Source organism: Altererythrobacter chaiwopuensis (genome assembly GCF_054957735.1).
In genome coordinates this window covers 1,117,076-1,133,062 of sequence record NZ_JBTXJF010000001.1, presented here as the reverse complement: position 1 = coordinate 1,133,062, position 15,987 = coordinate 1,117,076, and the positions used below count along the sequence as shown (strand labels likewise).

General features: G+C 62.2%; 12 protein-coding genes and 1 tRNA gene. 3 read left to right on the top strand and 10 right to left on the bottom strand.

The features are described from left to right. Nucleotides 1-29: 29 nt before the first annotated feature. A complete protein-coding gene (locus ACX3VQ_RS05515; RefSeq protein ID WP_462579925.1) occupies nucleotides 30-695 on the bottom strand; it encodes an LON peptidase substrate-binding domain-containing protein in 666 nt (221 codons plus the stop codon). Then, complete coding sequence (locus ACX3VQ_RS05510) at nucleotides 647-1,567, bottom strand: tetratricopeptide repeat protein (protein ID WP_462572544.1); 921 nt, start codon at nucleotides 1,565-1,567, stop codon at nucleotides 647-649. Before ACX3VQ_RS05510 ends, ACX3VQ_RS05515 begins: the two co-directional genes overlap by 49 nt. A 229-nt stretch (nucleotides 1,568-1,796) precedes the next feature. Between ACX3VQ_RS05510 and ACX3VQ_RS05505 the strand changes: the two genes are divergently transcribed. Continuing rightward, nucleotides 1,797-1,871 (top strand) — tRNA-Gly (locus tag ACX3VQ_RS05505). A 224-nt stretch (nucleotides 1,872-2,095) separates the two neighbouring features. Beyond that, a complete protein-coding gene (locus tag ACX3VQ_RS05500) occupies nucleotides 2,096-4,198 on the top strand; it encodes a TonB-dependent receptor (protein WP_462579924.1) in 2,103 nt (700 codons plus the stop codon). A gap of 24 nt (nucleotides 4,199-4,222) precedes the next feature. On the opposite strand, the gene ACX3VQ_RS05495 is transcribed toward ACX3VQ_RS05500, so the two are convergent. The 3 genes from ACX3VQ_RS05495 to dcd all read right to left on the bottom strand — a co-directional run bounded on the left by ACX3VQ_RS05495 (nucleotide 4,223) and on the right by dcd (nucleotide 7,236). Continuing rightward, nucleotides 4,223-5,404 carry a saccharopine dehydrogenase family protein gene (locus ACX3VQ_RS05495; protein WP_462579923.1) on the bottom strand — a complete coding sequence of 394 codons (1,182 nt, stop codon included), beginning with the start codon at nucleotides 5,402-5,404 and terminating at the stop codon, nucleotides 4,223-4,225. Between the two features lie 77 nt (nucleotides 5,405-5,481). After that, entirely contained in the window at nucleotides 5,482-6,669 is a 1,188-nt protein-coding gene (locus ACX3VQ_RS05490) for an acyl-CoA dehydrogenase family protein (RefSeq protein ID WP_462579922.1), read from the bottom strand. Between the two features lie 12 nt (nucleotides 6,670-6,681). Then, complete coding sequence (gene dcd, locus ACX3VQ_RS05485; protein WP_462571104.1) at nucleotides 6,682-7,236, bottom strand: dCTP deaminase; 555 nt, start codon at nucleotides 7,234-7,236, stop codon at nucleotides 6,682-6,684. A gap of 291 nt (nucleotides 7,237-7,527) precedes the next feature. Here dcd and ACX3VQ_RS05480 point away from each other — a divergent pair, with 291 nt between their 5' ends. Further along, nucleotides 7,528-9,327 carry a tetratricopeptide repeat protein gene (locus tag ACX3VQ_RS05480; RefSeq protein ID WP_462579921.1) on the top strand — a complete coding sequence of 600 codons (1,800 nt, stop codon included), beginning with the start codon at nucleotides 7,528-7,530 and terminating at the stop codon, nucleotides 9,325-9,327. A 36-nt stretch (nucleotides 9,328-9,363) separates the two neighbouring features. Here the strand turns inward: ACX3VQ_RS05480 and ACX3VQ_RS05475 are convergent, their stop codons facing one another. From ACX3VQ_RS05475 to ACX3VQ_RS05455, 5 genes are all read right to left on the bottom strand, one after another. Next, nucleotides 9,364-9,894, bottom strand: a complete 531-nt coding sequence (locus ACX3VQ_RS05475) for a hypothetical protein (protein WP_462579919.1) — start codon at nucleotides 9,892-9,894, stop codon at nucleotides 9,364-9,366. 69 nt (nucleotides 9,895-9,963) lie between these two features. Next, nucleotides 9,964-10,947 (bottom strand): quinone oxidoreductase family protein, encoded by a 984-nt coding sequence (locus tag ACX3VQ_RS05470; RefSeq protein ID WP_462579918.1) that lies wholly within the window; start codon nucleotides 10,945-10,947, stop codon nucleotides 9,964-9,966. A gap of 24 nt (nucleotides 10,948-10,971) precedes the next feature. After that, nucleotides 10,972-11,826, bottom strand: coding sequence for a formate/nitrite transporter family protein (locus tag ACX3VQ_RS05465; protein ID WP_462579917.1), 855 nt, complete (start codon nucleotides 11,824-11,826; stop codon nucleotides 10,972-10,974). Nucleotides 11,827-11,910: 84 nt separating this feature from the next. Then, nucleotides 11,911-13,788 carry a hydantoinase B/oxoprolinase family protein gene (locus ACX3VQ_RS05460; protein ID WP_462579916.1) on the bottom strand — a complete coding sequence of 626 codons (1,878 nt, stop codon included), beginning with the start codon at nucleotides 13,786-13,788 and terminating at the stop codon, nucleotides 11,911-11,913. A gap of 122 nt (nucleotides 13,789-13,910) precedes the next feature. Then, a complete protein-coding gene (locus tag ACX3VQ_RS05455) occupies nucleotides 13,911-15,980 on the bottom strand; it encodes a hydantoinase/oxoprolinase family protein (RefSeq protein WP_462579915.1) in 2,070 nt (689 codons plus the stop codon). Nucleotides 15,981-15,987: the final 7 nt, after the last annotated feature.

The following is a 15,987-nucleotide window of genomic DNA, read 5'->3' as shown; positions in this document are numbered from 1 at the left end:
ATTGCAACGTCGGGTCGCAAAAGCGCGTCCTATTGCAGCGTCACGCGGTCGTCATCGCCGTCGCGCCGGCCATAGAAATACATCAGCTGGATCAAGAGTTCGCAGCGTGCGGGAAGGTCCGGCGCTTCAAGCAGAGCCTGCTTCGAAGCAGGATCGAACGGTGCAATCTGCGATACGCCGTTGATGAGCGATTCGTCATCGAGCCGTTCGACCGATGCCCAATCGACGCTGTAGCCCTGGTTGTCGGCAAAGCGGCGCGCTTCCCGTTCGAACCCCGCGCGTTCGACCGCGGACAGCGCGGCATCATCGTCTTCCTCGAGCAGTTCGGCCTCGACCTGGCGAAAAGCCGTGGTGACATCAAGCTCGCGGATAATCCGGAAGCGTGCCTCGCCTTCGAGCACAAGGTTGTATCGCCCGTCATCCATCGCCTCGATATTGCCGATCCGGCCGACGCAGCCGATACTGTAGAGCGGCGCGCTTTCCACCGGGCGCTGCGGCTGGATCATTCCTATGCGGCGATCGCGCACCAGCGCATCACCCACCAGCGCGCGATATCGCGGCTCGAAGATGTGGAGCGGCAATTGCAGGCCGGGAAACAGGATCACGCCCGGCAGCGGAAAGATCGAAAGCCGTGTGGTCACGTGCCCTAGCCGAACAGGATTTGCGACAGGCGGCGGCGCCTGGCGACAACCCATTCGTCTTCCAGGCCCACCGCTTCGAAGATCTGCAGCAACCTGGCCTTGGCCGCGCCTTCATTCCACTCGATGTCCCGGGCGATCATGGCCAGCAGTGCATCGGCCGCATCGTCACGTGCGCCGCTGGCAAAGGCGGCCTCGGCAAAGGCGAACTGCGCCTCCATATCGTCAGGCCTGGCTGCGGCGGCCTCGCGCAGAGCGGCAAGTTCGCTGTCATCGACCTGGTTTGCGGCCAGCTCCAGCGCACTCTTGGCCGGCGCCATCGCTGCGTCCTGTTGAATGGCGGGTTCCAGCGCGTCGAAGATCTGCTGCGCCTGCACGGCTTCGCCTGCGGCTACCAGGGCGCGGACCAGGCCCGAATGTGCCGCGACATTGTCCGGCGCCATTTCGACCACTTGCGCAAAGATCGTCGCGGCGCGGGCGGCATCGCCGTCGGCCAGCACCTGTTCGGCCATGTCGACGAACTGGCCGATATCCTGCTGCGGTTGCTGGCCGCCGTTCGCGCCTCCAGCACCGGGCTGCACCGGCAGCTGCGCCAGAATCTGGTCCAGCATCTGCTTCAGCTGCGTCTCGGTGCGTGCCTGGGTCAGTTCTGCCACCGGCTGGCCCTGGAACATCGCGTAAACCGTTGGGATCGAGCGGACCTGAAACTGCGCGGCGATGAATTTCTCTTCATCGACATTCACCTTCACCAGCACCACGCCCTTATCGGCATATTCCGCGGATACCTTTTCCAGCACCGGGGTCAGCGCCTTGCACGGCCCGCACCATTCGGCCCAGAAATCGAGGATGACGAGCTGCGTCATCGAAGGTTCGACCACGTTGGTCCTGAAACGGTCGACTGCCTTCTGTTCGTCGAGATTGAGGCCCATGCTTGCCAAGATTCGCGCTCCTGATTCGATTTTACCCGGGGCAGTGTACCCCGTATTGTGCCTCCCTCATGTGGGGCTGCCACGCCGAATGTGAAGGGGGACTGTGCCGCCCCCATCGCGCGACTGCAAGGGCGACATTTTCCGCTTGCGGGCACGACTGCCCGCTGCTAATCGCGCCGCCTCTCCAGTGATGGTGTGCCGATCGGGCCGCATTGCTGAGCGTCAGTGAGCGGGCGTAGCTCAGGGGTAGAGCACAACCTTGCCAAGGTTGGGGTCGAGAGTTCGAATCTCTTCGCCCGCTCCAGTTTCTTCAGGAAATCTCCGCAAGGACAGGCCCCGCTGTCATCGCGGCATTTCGTCCGCCATAGTCAACCTTCCATCGATTGTGCGCAATTGGACCTTGCGCCGGGCGCAGGCATTGCTACAGCACATGATATGTTATCACATTATAAGGGTTGTCCATTGATCCGTCAGGCGAATCACTCCGTTTCCTATGCCGCATTGGCCACGATGCTTGTAGCGTGTGCTGTGTCTGTTCCGGCAGCTGCCCAGGATAGCCAGAAGCCGCAGAACCCGCAGGCACAGGCCGAGAGTGTCGAAGACGATGTGCATGATCGCAAGGTCGACTACCAGGGCAATATCATGGTCAGCGCAACCGGATTGGCCCAGCTCGATCTGCTCGCGGGCACCTCGGTTTTCGAAGCGGCGGATATCCAGAACAACCTCAACGGCCAGATCGGCGAGGTGCTGGCCAAACTGCCCGGCGTTTCTGCGACCAGTTTTTCGCCCGGCGCCTCGCGCCCGGTGCTGCGGGGCTTCCAGGGTGAGCGTGTGCGTGTGCTGATCGACGGGCTGGGGACGACCGACGTGTCCAACACTTCGGCTGACCACGCGACCACGATCGATCCGCTCACCGCCGAACGGATCGAAGTGCTGCGCGGTCCCGCAGTGCTGCTGTTCGGAAGCCAGGCGATCGGCGGCGCGGTCAACGTGATCGACAAGCGTATTCCGCGCCGCGTGCCTGACGAACCGGTTCATGTCGACGGGCTGGCGAGCTGGAATTCGGCCTTTGATTTGCGCGAGGGCGGAGTCTCGGTCGATGTGCCGGTTACGGGGCGCTTCGTTATTCACGCCGATGGCACTTACCGCGAGACCAACGATCTCGAAATCGGTGGATTTGTCATGTCGCAAGCACTGCGGTCCGAGCTGCTAGAGGCGGCGGACGAGGAAGCGGGCGAGGGCAATGATGAGGCGGCCGCCGAGCTGCGTGAAGCTGCTGGACAGCGCGACATCCTGCCCTCCAGCGCAACCCGCACCTGGACTGCGAACGCAGGTGCGGCCTTTATCGATGGCGACAACACGCTTGGCGTCGCTGTCGGCTGGTACGATACACGCTACGGCGTTCCGGTGCGCCCCGGCACTGAGCATCACGGGGAAGGCGGCGAAGAGGAGGCCGGCGAAGAACGTGTCACGATCGGCCTCGAACAGTTCCGGGCCGATTTGCGTGCGGAGGCAGGGCTGGGCGATGGGTTTTTGTCCCAACTCAAGGCCCGCGTCGGTTACAGCAACTATAGTCACACCGAATTCGAAGGCGACGAGGTTGGCACCACCTTCGATGTCGAAGGGATAGAGGCGCGGCTGGAACTTGTGCAAAACGAACGCGGCGGCTGGCGCGGATCGAGCGGGGCGCAGTATTACTATCGCGATTTTCTCGCCGTGGGCGAAGAAGCCTATGTGCCGCCCAACCGGACCGACCAGTTCTCACTATTTACATTGCAGGAATTTGGCACTGGGCCGATCCAGTTTGAAGCGGGCGGTCGCGCCGAATTCACCGATGTCGAATCGCAGCCGCTGGGGCTCGCTCGCAACTTCTCGACCTTCTCGGGCGCACTGGGGCTGGTGCATGAGGGGCCCGGCAGAATGCGCATGGGCGTCAACCTGTCGCGCGCCGAGCGTGCGCCGAGCGCGGAAGAGCTGTTTTCCGAGGGGCCGCACATCGCAACGCAAGCATTCGAGATCGGCGATCCCGATCTGGTCAGCGAAAGTGCCATCGGGATCGAGGGATATGCCCGCGGCCATCTGGGCGCGGCGAAAATCAGCGTGGCAGTTTACCAGAACTGGTTCGATAACTACATCTTCCTGCTCGAAACGGGTCTGGAAGAAGACGGCCTGCCCGTGTTCCAATACTTGCAGGACGATGCCACCTATTTCGGAATCGAAGGCGAGGTTACATTTCCGTTCTTCGAGCAGGATGGCTTGACACTGATGGCCGATCTGCGCGGCGATTATATTCGCGCGACACTCGACGATGGGACGCCCGTCCCGCGTATCCCGCCGGTGAGCCTGCTGGGCGCGATCGAGGCGCAGACCAGCAGTTTCGACGCGCGGGCCGAAGTCCAATGGTCCGCGAAGCAGGACCGGGTGGCCTCTTTCGAAACCGAAACCGCCAGTTTTACGCTGGTCAATCTTTCGCTCACCTGGCGTCCGATCAAGGACAGCAAGGGCGTTGCGCTGGTGTTGGCGGCGGACAATTTGTTTGACGTCGTCGGCCGCCGCCACGCCAGCTTTACCAAGGATTTCGTGCCGCTGGCCGGGCGCAATTTCAAGGCCAGCCTGCGCTTCAGTTTCTGAGCGCGGGCACCTTTCCCTACCGGCTCAGTCTTCGACTGCGAAGCTGATCTCGGCGTGTTCCTGCAGCCGGTTGACCAGCGCTTCGCCCAGGAAATAACCCGGCGTGCCGATACCGCCCGGCTTGTCGCATGATAGCAGGCCGATCGCGGTTTCGGCGATCATGCGGCTGGTCGAACCATAGCCCGGATCGTACTTGCCCTTGACGCCGTAACGCAGGTGCTCGCCATCCGGCATGTCGGCCACGAACAGCACGTCGTAAAACCCATTCTCGCGCTCTTCCTTGCTTGGCCCTTCGCCGGGCTTGGGCGGCTTGGCCCCGAACGGATTCTTCATCAGTTCGGTCGCAGCCTCGGCCATCTTCCTGCCCGCTTCGCCGGGGCTGGTCAGCACCATCTCGTCATAGCGGAAGTCCTCGCCATAAGGGAAGCCGGCCAGGAAATTGGTGCGGTGCACGTTCTTGGTGTTGATCGGCGCCATCACGAAAGGGGCGGCCCATTTGTCCAGGTCCTTCTCGTAGTGCGGGATCATGCCGGATGGCTGGTCTGGCCCTTCGAAACCGGGCGTCAAACCGAACGCATTGCGCAGAACCTGGATGATCCGCGGGTTGGTTGCCGCAGCCTTCATCGTTGCAGTGAGGCTGGCGGCAGTACCGCCCGAGAAGGTGCCCTGCATCGCGCGCACCCGCCCGCGGATGCGCGGCGCAGGCTTGCCGAAGCGCTTCACCGCTTCCTTCTGCGCCATCAACACGCCCAGATCGAACGGGATCGAATCGAACCCGCTGGAAAAGCAGATGCGTGCGCCGCTGGCCTTTGCCGCTTCGTGATGTTGGTCGATCTTCTCACGCATCCAGGCCGGCTCGCCGCACAGATCGGCATAATCGGTGCCGGTCTTGACGCAGGCCTCGACCAGCGCATCGCCATAGAGCTGGTAGGGGCCAACTGTGGTGATCACCACCCGCGTGCGATTGCACATTGCTTCAAGGCTGGCCGGGTCATCGGCATTGGCTACAACCAGCGGGGTGGTATCGGGCGCGCCGATTGCGTCGCGCACCGCCTCCAGCTTGTCGAGGCTGCGCCCAGCCATAGCCCATTTGGGGCCGTCTGCGCGCGGGCCATAGTGATGAGCGAGATATTCGGCGACGAGCCGCCCGGTATAGCCGGTGGCGCCGTAAACGATGATGTCGAATTCGCGGTTGTCGCTGGACATGGATGCTCTCCTTTGTGCCCTGCATGCGCCGGGCGCTTCAGAGAGTCAAAGCCGCTACGGCAGTTTACGTTCCCGCATCAAAAGCCGAACTGGCGGCTCGCAAGATCGTACATGATCTCTTCCGATCCGCCGCCGATCGCCATCACGCGCACCTCGCGATAGATCCGCTCGACCCGCCCGCCGCGCACGAAGCTTGCCCCGCCCAGGATCTGGCACGCCTCACGCGCGCAATACTCCAGCGTCTGGGTCGCCTGGACCTTGAGCAGCGCGAAATCGCCGGGGAAGGCGCAGCCGTGTTTCACCGTCCAGGCGGCATGGTCGATCATCGCCTGCGTCGCGCCGATCATCTGCAGCATGCGCGCCAGCTTGTGGCGGATCGCCTGCCGCGTCACCAGCGGTCGGCCAAAGGTCTCTCGGCTCCGCGCCCAGTCGAGCGCGTCTTCGTAGCAGATCCGTGCATAGGCGGCGGCCTGCTGCGCCATGCCCAGCCGCTCGCCGTTGAAATTGCGCATGATCGCGCCGAAGCCCGCGTTTTCCGGCCCGATCAGGTTTTCGGCCGGCACTTCGACATCGTCGAAATGGATCGTCGCGGTGTCAGACGCATGCCAGCCCATCTTTTCCAGCGGCGTGCGCGACACGCCTGGCTGGTCAAGCTCGACCAGCAACAGCGAAACCCCGCCCATGCCCTCGCCGCCGGTGCGCACCGCCAGCGAAATATAGTCGGCGCGCATGCCCGAGGTGATCAGTGTCTTGGCGCCATTGACCACATAAAGATTCCCGCGCCTTTCCGCGCGGGTACGAAGATTGGCAACGTCCGATCCGCCGCCCGGCTCGGTGATGCCAAGGCAGATGATCTTCTCACCGCTTAGCACCTGCGGCGCGATGCGCTGTTTGAGCTCTTCGCTGCCCGCCGCGATCACCGGGGGCAAGCCGATGCCGTGGATCATCAGCGAGGCCGGGATGCCGCCAGCGCCGGGGCGGCACATTTCCTCTGACTGGACCAGCGAGTGGAAGATGTCGAAGCCGCCCTGATCCAGCGTGCCGCTGCCGCCATATTCCTGCGGATAGCCAAGCCCCAGCACGCCCGCCTCGGCGGCTTTCCGGTGCAGTTCGCGCGGCAATTGGCCCGCACGCTCCCATTCGTCGACATGCGGCATGATCTCTCGGGCAACGAAGGCGCGCACGCTGGCACACACCGCCTCGTGGCTTTCGTCATAATGCGGCGAGCGGCTGCGCCATTGGTCAAACAGCGGCGCAGTGTCCATCACATCCTCCTTTCAGAGCCGCGGCAGCGTGACCCCGCGCTGGCCCATATATTTGCCGGCGCGGTCAGCGTAGGTTACTTCAGGTCGCTCGTTCCCAGCCAGGAACAGGAACTGGCACGCGCCCTCATTGGCATAGATTCTGGCGGGCAGCGGAGTGGTGTTGGAAAACTCCAGCGTCACATGCCCTTCCCAGCCCGGCTCAAGCGGAGTGACGTTGACGATGATCCCGCAGCGGGCATAGGTGCTTTTGCCAAGGCAGATCACCAGCACATCCTCGGGCACGCGGAAATATTCCACCGTGCGGGCAAGCGCAAAGCTGTTGGGCGGGATCACGCAGACATCGGTCTTGCGGTCGACAAAACTGTTGGCGGCGAAATCCTTGGGATCGACCACCGCGCTGTCGACATTGGTGAAGATCTTGAACTCGTCAGCCACGCGGGCGTCATAGCCAAAGGAACTGAGCCCATAGGAAATGCAGCCTTCGCGTCTCTGCGCCTCGACGAAGGGCTCGATCATGCCTTCGCTCAGCGCCTTGTCGCGGATCCACTTGTCGGAAAGAATCGCCATGGGAGAGTGATTCCCGATTGTGATGAGGGCGGCAAGCGGGGGAACGGTTTTATCTGGGGGAGACTTTGAAAGCGGTGCCCCGATGACCCCTGGAATGCGGACCATGTGCCAATCGCCCAGCTGCGGACAAAGCCGAATTCGTCCGGGCGCCGGAGCCGGAATGGCCAATCGGAGAATTCTGCGCTACAGTTCAGCTATTGAGAATCTGGCTTGGTGGCTTCGGGAAGACCGATTTCTGCCTCAAGCCAAAAACCTGGCGGGTCGCGCGAAACCTTTTTGGGAGGGACCGCTATGCTAAGATTCATGGGACTGTCGGCACTGTTGATCGGGTCGAGCGGGATTGCCGCGTCAGCCTATTTCGACAATGCTGCAATGGTTGAAACCCGCAAGCTGGCAGCGCTTGATCCATCGTTAGCTGGCCGAAATGCGTGCCGGGGTATCGACGCGAACGGCGCGTTGCTGGACAAGAGGCTGGAAATTGCTGCGGCGAAATCACCGCAGCTGCTTTCGTCGGTTTCTGCCACCACCTTCCCTCTTTACTCCCAGATACCCGCTTCGGATATCGATGTAACGGGCATGTCAGGCGAGGCGCGCAGATATTTCGACCAAGGCGTATCCTTCCTGTACGGCTTCAACCACAAGGCTGCGGTCAAATCGTTTCGAACGGCCCGCAGTTTCGCCCCGGAATGCGCCATGTGCTGGTGGGGTGAAGCAACGGCCAATGGCCTGAACATCAACGCCGGTATAAACGAGGAGCAAAATCGCCGTGCAATCTTTGCAATCAAGCAAGCACAAAGATTGTCGGCAGATTCCAGCCCTGCCGAAAAAGCGCTGATCGCAGCGGCGGCACTGCGCTTTCCCGATGATCTATCGGCAGATCGTGGCGCGCTTGAACGGGAGTATTCCAACTCGATGATGGAAATTGCCCGCCGCTTCCCGGCGAGCGATGACATTGCGGTTCTGGCAGCGGAATCCGCCATGAACACAACCCCCTGGGATTACTGGGTCGATAGTGACGGAAAGCGAGTGGCCAAACCGCAGATTGCAGCGGCGATCGCACTGATCGACAAGGTGATGGAACGAAACCCTGCCCATCCCCAAGCGTCCCATCTCTATATCCATCTTACAGAAAACGGGCCCAATCCCAGCATGGGCGAAGTTGCCGCCGATCGCCTGGTCACACATGCGCCTCCAACGCTGGGGCATCTGGTCCACATGCCCGCGCACATTTTCTATCGGATCGGGCGATACAAGGATTCGATTGCAGCCAATATCAAGGCTGCGCGAGCCGACGAGGAGTATCTGCATCTTGCCGGCGATGACGGTTTGTACCGGTTCGGTTATTACCCTCACAATGTGCATTTCCTGCTCACATCGGCGCAGATGGCAGGCGACATGCTTACGGTCGCGAACGAGACTGAGCGCCTCAAGCGGATTGTCGGAGTAGAGGCAGCGCGAGAAATGCCCTGGGTGCAGGCCATTCACGCGGCGCCATCCTTTGCGTTGACCCAATTCGCTTCGAACGATGCGGTGCTGGCATTGACCCAGCAGCCATCCGAACTTTCCTATGTCGAGGCGATGCGCCACTACGCCCGAGCCGTGGCTTACGCAAGAATTGGCAACGACCAGGCTTTTTCCGCCGAGATTGAAAAGATGCACCAGCTTGCGAGCGAGCCGCAAGTAACCGCGATGGTAGATGCAGGCTTTCCCGCTCCAGACATAATCAGGCTGGCTGCGCTGGTCGCAAAGGGACGCCACGCACACAGCAAGGGCAAGTTTGACGCGGCTGCGGATCATTATCGGGCAGCACAGGCGATCGAACGGACCATTCCCTATACCGAACCGCCTTATTGGTATTATCCGATCGCCCAATCGCTGGGTGCATCGCTGTACAAGGCTGGCAAATACCGGGATGCACAGGCGGCCTTTCGTCAAGCATTGTTCCAGGCGCCGAACAGTGGCTGGGCACTTTACGGTCTTGCCCAGACCGAAGCGAAACTCGGAAACGAGCTGGAGGCGAAGGCTGCGTCTGCAGCATTGGACAAGGCATGGATCGGCAATCGTGATTGGCTGGTAATGGACCGATTGTGATGCGCATTGGCCAACAGTTGGCGTTCGCCGCCAGTGTCAGTCGATCAGTGCGGCGCGTAGCCTGGGATTGAGCGAAGTGATGTAGTTGAGCCACTTTTTTGGCCGGCGTAGCATGTCCTGGGGATAGGTCACCTTGATCCCGGCGATCCTGGCAATCTCGCCCACGAAATGGATGCAATTGCGCTTTTCGAGGTCGTAATACTTGCCCGGTGCATCTCGCCATGCCTTCACCAGCGCGGCAATTTCGCGATATTGCTCGTCGCTTATCGTCACAGTGAAATGGCGGTTGGTCCTGGCGATATATTTCGGCTCTTCCACCATCACATCGTGTTCGACCGGGCCGTTGAGGATCGCGGTGGACACCTTCTTGGCGGTGAAGCCGTAATTCTCGCTCACCTTCTTGCCGGTCTCCTCCAGCGTGCCCTCCATCACGATGAAGGCATGCGGATAACGCCCCACCAGCACCGAGCCATTGAAGCTGTGGAAGCTGAGCTTGACCTCGGCCAGCACAGGCGAAGCCCAGCCGAGCGAAAATGCAGCAAGCAGGATGGTGAAAATGCGGCCCATTGCGCGGCTATTATCGCTGTGTTCCGGCAAAGGGCAAGCCCGGCGTGGCTCTTTCCGCTTGTCGGGCACTCAGGGAACCAGCACGGTCGAACCGGTCGTGCGTCTCGCTTCCAGGTCAATCTGCGCCTGGGCTGCATCCTTCAGGGCATAGGTCTGGCCGATGGTGACCTTGACCTGCCCCGATCCCAGCATGTCCCACACACGGGTGATGCCTAGCGTGCGGTCTTCGGGCGTGGCGTAATAGTGGAAAATCGTCGGGCGGGTCACGAATAGCGAGCCCTTCTGCGCCAGCAGGCCCAAATTGACGCCTTCGACCGGGCCCGAGGCATTGCCGAAACTTACCAGCAGGCCGCGCGGGCAAAGGCTGTCGAGCGAGGGCATGAAAGTGACCTTGCCCACCCCGTCGAACACCACCGGCACGCCGGCCCCGGCGGTCAGTTCCCGCACGCGCGGGGCGATATCCTCACGGTCATAGCGGATCACGTGATCGCAGCCGGCCTCACGCACGGTGGCGGCCTTGGCATCGGAAGAAACCGTGCCGATCACCTTGACCCCGATTGCCTTGAGCCATTGCACCATGATCAGGCCAACCCCGCCCGCGGCGGCGTGGACCAGCACCGTGTCGCCGGCCTCAAGGTCGGCGCAGCGTTCGACCAGCGCCTCGACCGTGGCAGCCTTGACAAGCGCAGCTGCGGCCAGTTCATCGCTGACATTGCCGGGCAGCTTGAACAGCGCATCGGCGGGCATCGCCCGGTGGGTGGCATAGGCACCAAGGCCCGGCCCCATATAGGCGACGCGGTCGCCCATGGCATGGCCTGTCACGCCCGCACCGAGCGCAATGATGCGCCCTGCGGCTTCCAGCCCCAGCCCGCTTGGCAATTCCACTGGATAGAGGCCGCTGCGGTGATAGGTGTCGATGAAGTTGAGCCCGACAGCGCTGTGTTCGATCAGCACTTCACCCGGTGCCGGCACCGGCAAATCGCCTTCCGCCCATTCGATCACTTCGGGGCCGCCGAAGCGGCTGATCTGCGCGCGCAGGTATGTCGTGGTCATATGTTCTCCCGTGTCGCTTTTGCCCTACATCCGGGTGCGGCTGGCATCCGCCTCGTCGTGCAGGCGGTTGACGGTGGCCTTCAGTTCGCGCCGGATCTGTGCCCAGGCGATCAGCGCGAACAGCACCGTGCCGCCCATGACATTGCCGATCAGCGTAGGCAGGATATTGTTCAGCACCATTTCGCCGATCGCACCCTCGCCGATCCATGCCAGCAGGAATATCTCGCACGATCCGACCACGACATGGGTGAAATCGCCCACGGCAATAACATAGGTGACCAGCAAGACCATGCCCAGGAAGCTGTTGCCCGAACTCGGCCGCATCCACACCAGCGCGGCAATCAGCAGGCCCGATGGCAGCCCTTTCACAAAGCTTTCGGTGACGCTGAGATCGGCCACCTTATGGCTGATTTCGAGCATGGCGGCGAGCGTTTCGGGCGTCACCATGGGCGTCTTGGCGAACATCAGCGCCATAGTGGCGGTGCCGATCAAATTGGCCGCCAGGCTGATCGCCCACACGCGTGACAGATTGCCGACATTCCTGGCCGATGGCGAGGCAATCGTTGGCAGCACCGGGGTAATGGTGTTCTCTGTAAAGAGTTGCAGGCGGCAGAAAATCACCAGCACGAAGCCCACGGTATAGCCCAGGCTGTCGATCGCATGGCCCGCCGCCATACCCTTGGTTTCGGCATGGAGCACCGCCTTGAGCAACAGCGAGAAGGACAGCAGAAAGCCCGCCGCCACTGCCGACCAGAACAGCGAGGCCGAGGGGCGCCCCATCTCCTCGATCCCCTCGCGCGCGACTTCGATATAGATCTGCGGCGATGTCAGCGAATCAGGCGGAGCTTGCGCTTCCTCGATGATCTCGTTCTCGCCCATGCCTGCTCCCGTCGTTGCAGCAAATTGCGCCAATCCATAGCCTTATCAAGCGACGGCAACCGCATAAGTTCCGGCAGTGCAACCTCAGGCGGCTCCCGCCCACACCGGCTGTATCGGCGCGGGCAGGCCGGTTTCCGCTTCGCAGGATTCGCGCAACTTGTCGATTCCGGGTCCATAATCGAACAGCGGCAGTTCGCCGCGCCCGGCGCGGATTGCGGTGCGCAGCTTGTCCGTCGCCGCACTATCGACCGTGCCGTTTTCATCAGCCACCACGCCATAGGGGCGCGCGCCTTCCGGTGTGACCAGGCCCTGGCGAATTTCCAGACCGACCAGCTCCGGATCGCGCTCAAGCGGATCACCCCAGCCGCCGCCGCCCCAGGTGATATAATGCAGCAGGTCGCCGGCCTTGACCGGCACATCCTCCACCTTGTTGCCGATGATTTCGGTGGTGCCGTCGGCGCGTTCGAGCACTTTCTTCGCGCGCGTGCCGGGATGCCCGCCGTTGACGCCCCATGGCGGGACGAACCAGCGGTCATCATGCACCGCGATCTCGCCATCGGCCAAAAAGCGGTAGGTCATGTGGATGCCATTGCCGCCGCGGTGCAGCCCCGCGCCGCCGCTGTCGGGCTCGGTCGAGTAGCGTTCGATCCGCAGCGGGAAATAACGCTCGAGGAATTCGTTGGGGACATTGGTGAAGCCGGGCCACAGCGAATGTCCGTCCGGCCCGTCGCCCAGCGGCCGGCCGGGAATGCCGCCAAAGCCGATCTGGAACAGTTGGAACCATTCGGGCGGCTTGTCGTCTCGCGCGTCCCAGCCGGAATAGAACAGGTGCGGGCTTGAACTGAAGCCTGCCGCATTGAGGAATTCGGGCGTGCCCTGGCCCAGCAATCCCCCCAGAATGTCGAAGATACGGCCCAGCGCATGAGTGCGGCCCGAAAGCGCGGCAGGGAATTTCGGCTTCAGCAGCGATCCCTCCGGGATGCGCACTTCGATCAGATCGTAGAACCCGTCATTGAACAGGATCTGCGGATCGAACACCATGATCATGTAGATACCGAAGAACATCTTGAACATGTTCTCGTTGAGATAGAAATTGATCGAGGCGGCGGATTGCGGGTCGGTGCCGTCGAAATCGAGCACCACCTTGTCGCCCTCGCGCCACATGGTGCATCTGATCCGGTAGGGGCCAAAGCCCTTGCCATCGTCGCAGATGTAATCCTCGAAGCTCACCGGCTCCTCGGCCACTGCCATGCCGATCAGCGCCTTCATTGCGCGATAATTGCGGTCGAGCAGTTCCTGCGTCGCCGAGTAATAGACATCGTCGCCGAAGCGATCGGCCATTTCGATCACGCGGCGCGCGGCGACCCGGCACGATGCGATCAGCGCGTTCAGATCGGCCTGGCACCAGTCGGGCTTGCGCGTCTGGTGCATCACCAGCTTCATCAGATCGGCATTGTATTCGCCCTTTTTCCAGATCTTCACCGGCGGGATGCGCACCCCTTCCTCGAAGATCGAGCTGGCGCCGATCGGCATCGATCCGGGCACCGAGCCGCCGATGTCGCTCTGGTGGCCGAACATGGCGGTATAGGCGATCAGCCGCCCGTCCTTGAACACCGGCAGCAGCACCAGCCAGTCGTTCGAATGGCTAATCGCGCCTTCGCAGGAATATGGGTCGCTGAGGAAGATCATGTCGCCATCCTCCAGCGTATCGTCATAGCCCTTGAGGAAGCCGCCGATGAAGCTGCCGAACTGGCCGACGATCATCTTGCCCTTGGGGTCCGCGATTAGCGGGAAGGCGTCACCCTGTTCGCGGATGCCGGGGCTCATTGCGGTGCGCACCAGCGTGGCGTCCATCTCGATGCGGGCATTGCGCAGCGCGTTCTCGATGATGTCGAGCGTGACCGGGTCGATCCTGACCTTCTCGAAGGGCGTGGGGTTGGTTTCGATGATTTGTGCCGGCATCGCTTGCTCCTGAAATCTCTAATTCGTCATTCCGGCGAAGGCCGGAATCCAGATGCGGCGAAGGTGGTTCCGCGCTGGACCCCGGCCTGCGCCGGGGTGACGTGAAAGGGAAAAGACGGGCGTCATTCCGACACCGGATTGATGAGAATATTGCCGACTGCATCGACCCTGGCCACGCAGCCGCTTTCGACCAGCGTGGTCGAATCCATTTCGGTGATGATCGCGGGGCCGGGAATCACATCGCCTTGGCGCAGCCGACTGCGGTCATAGATCGCTGCGGCCTGCTCGCGCCCGTCCATCCACAGCACATGGTCGCGGATCTTGGCGGCCGCTGGGTCGCCGTCGCCCTTTTCCAGCTCGGCGGCGGGAAGCGCCGGCGCCTGGCCCAGCGCCACCGCGCGCAGGTTCACGATTTCATGCGGTGTATCCATGTTGAAGGTGAACAGCCGCAAATGCTCCTCGTCGAAGCGCGCCAATATACCTTCGATCCCGTCTTTCTCGAGCACCGCCTTGTCGATCGTCAGCGGCACTTCGAAGGCCTGCCCGGTATAGCGGATATCGACTTCGAACTGCGTGGTAACCTGCTTTTCCGGCACCCCGTCAGCCAGCAGCTCACTGCGGGTCTGCGCCGCCATTTCATCAAGCACGGCTTCGAGATCGGCAATGCCGATATCCTTTGCCAGGCGGTTGAAGCTGCGCGCGGTTTCAGTGCGCATCCGCGTGGTTGCATCACCCAGCGCGCACAGCACGCCCGGCGAAACGGGCGAGATCGCAGGCCAGCTGCCCATCAGCCGCGCCACCGCATTGACATGCAGCGGACCTGCCCCGCCAAAGCCCATCAGCGCGAATTCGCGCGGGTCATATCCTTGCTGCACGCTGATCATCCTGAGCGCGCCGAACATGTTCTCGTTGACGATATCGATGATCCCGCGCGCCGCCTCCATCAAGGTGACACCCAACGCATCGGCAATCGTCTGTACCGCCTTTTTCGCGCCTTCGCGGTCAAGCTTGAAACTGCCGCCCAGCAGGTCTTCGGGCAAATAGCCCAGCACGACATTGGCGTCGGTCACCGTCGGCAGTTCGCCGCCCTTGCCATAGGCGACTGGGCCGGGCACCGCGCCCGCGCTTTCGGGGCCAACCCGCAGCGCCCCGGTCAGCTGGGGCACATGCGCGATCGAACCGCCACCCGCGCCCACGGTCTTCACGTCGAGCGAGGACGCGCGCACCGACAGATGGCCAACCTCGGTCGAACGGACCCGGCGCGGCTCAAGCCCTTCGATCAGCGCGACATCGGTCGAGGTGCCGCCGACGTCGAGCGTGAGAATGTTGGTGAAGCCGGCATTCTTCGCCACCCACAGCGCGCCGGTAACCCCGCCTGCGGGGCCGGACATCAATATGTTGACCGGGTGCTCCTCGGCCTTCTGGCTGCTCATCAGCCCGCCGTCCGAGCGCAGCAGCGAGAGCTTGCCCTTGAGCCCTTCGTCCTCCAGCTTGCTGCGCAGGTTGGAGACATATTTGCTCACCACCGGGCGCACCGCGGCGTTGGCAACGGTCGACAGCGTACGTTCGTATTCCTGCATCTCGGGCAGCACTTCGTGGCTCAGCGACACGGGAATGCCGGGCAGTTCCTCTGCCGCGATCTCGCCGATGCGCTTTTCATGCGCGCCGTTGACATAGGCGTTGATCAGGCTGACGGTGAGTGCTTCGATCCCTTGCCCCTTGAGCTTGCGCAGCGCGGCACGCACCGCCTTTTCATCAAGCGGGCGCACTTCCCGGCCATCGGCATCCATCCGCCCCGGCACTTCAACCGTATCTTCCAGATGCGCGAGCGGCTGCGGCTTGGGCCACACGATCCATGCAGCAAGGCCGCCGGGCACGAAGCTGCGCGCGATCTGCATGATGTCGCGGTAACCCTCGGTGGTGATGAGCCCGACCTTGGCGCCCTTGCCTTCAAGCACGGCATTGGTCGCCACCGTAGTGCCGTGGAGGAAATAGGAGATGTCGCTGGCCGAAACGCCCGCTTCGGCGGTGATCGCCTTCACCCCGTTGAGTATCCCTTCCGAGCTGTCATGCGGGGTTGAGGGCGTCTTGTGGCGCCAGAATTTTCCGCTTTGCTCGTCGAACAGCAGCAGGTCGGTGAAGGTCCCCCCCACATCGACGCCCAATCTGTACTTATCGGGCCTGTAAGTCATAGTCTCT

Excerpts from the sequence above, each read along its gene's own strand:
- ACX3VQ_RS05515 (WP_462579925.1), bottom strand. The coding sequence starts at position 695 with ATGGGTTGTCGCCAGGCGCCGCCGCCTGTCGCAAATCCTGTTCGGCTA.
- ACX3VQ_RS05510 (WP_462572544.1), bottom strand. The coding sequence starts at position 1,567 with ATGGGCCTCAATCTCGACGAACAGAAGGCAGTCGACCGTTTCAGGACC.
- ACX3VQ_RS05495 (WP_462579923.1), bottom strand. The coding sequence starts at position 5,404 with ATGTCCAGCGACAACCGCGAATTCGACATCATCGTTTACGGCGCCACC.
- ACX3VQ_RS05490 (WP_462579922.1), bottom strand. The coding sequence starts at position 6,669 with ATGGACACTGCGCCGCTGTTTGACCAATGGCGCAGCCGCTCGCCGCAT.
- dcd (WP_462571104.1), bottom strand. The coding sequence starts at position 7,236 with ATGGCGATTCTTTCCGACAAGTGGATCCGCGACAAGGCGCTGAGCGAA.
- ACX3VQ_RS05480 (WP_462579921.1), top strand. The coding sequence starts at position 7,528 with ATGCTAAGATTCATGGGACTGTCGGCACTGTTGATCGGGTCGAGCGGG.
- ACX3VQ_RS05475 (WP_462579919.1), bottom strand. The coding sequence starts at position 9,894 with ATGGGCCGCATTTTCACCATCCTGCTTGCTGCATTTTCGCTCGGCTGG.
- ACX3VQ_RS05470 (WP_462579918.1), bottom strand. The coding sequence starts at position 10,947 with ATGACCACGACATACCTGCGCGCGCAGATCAGCCGCTTCGGCGGCCCC.
- ACX3VQ_RS05465 (WP_462579917.1), bottom strand. The coding sequence starts at position 11,826 with ATGGGCGAGAACGAGATCATCGAGGAAGCGCAAGCTCCGCCTGATTCG.
- ACX3VQ_RS05460 (WP_462579916.1), bottom strand. The coding sequence starts at position 13,788 with ATGCCGGCACAAATCATCGAAACCAACCCCACGCCCTTCGAGAAGGTC.
- ACX3VQ_RS05455 (WP_462579915.1), bottom strand. The coding sequence starts at position 15,980 with ATGACTTACAGGCCCGATAAGTACAGATTGGGCGTCGATGTGGGGGGG.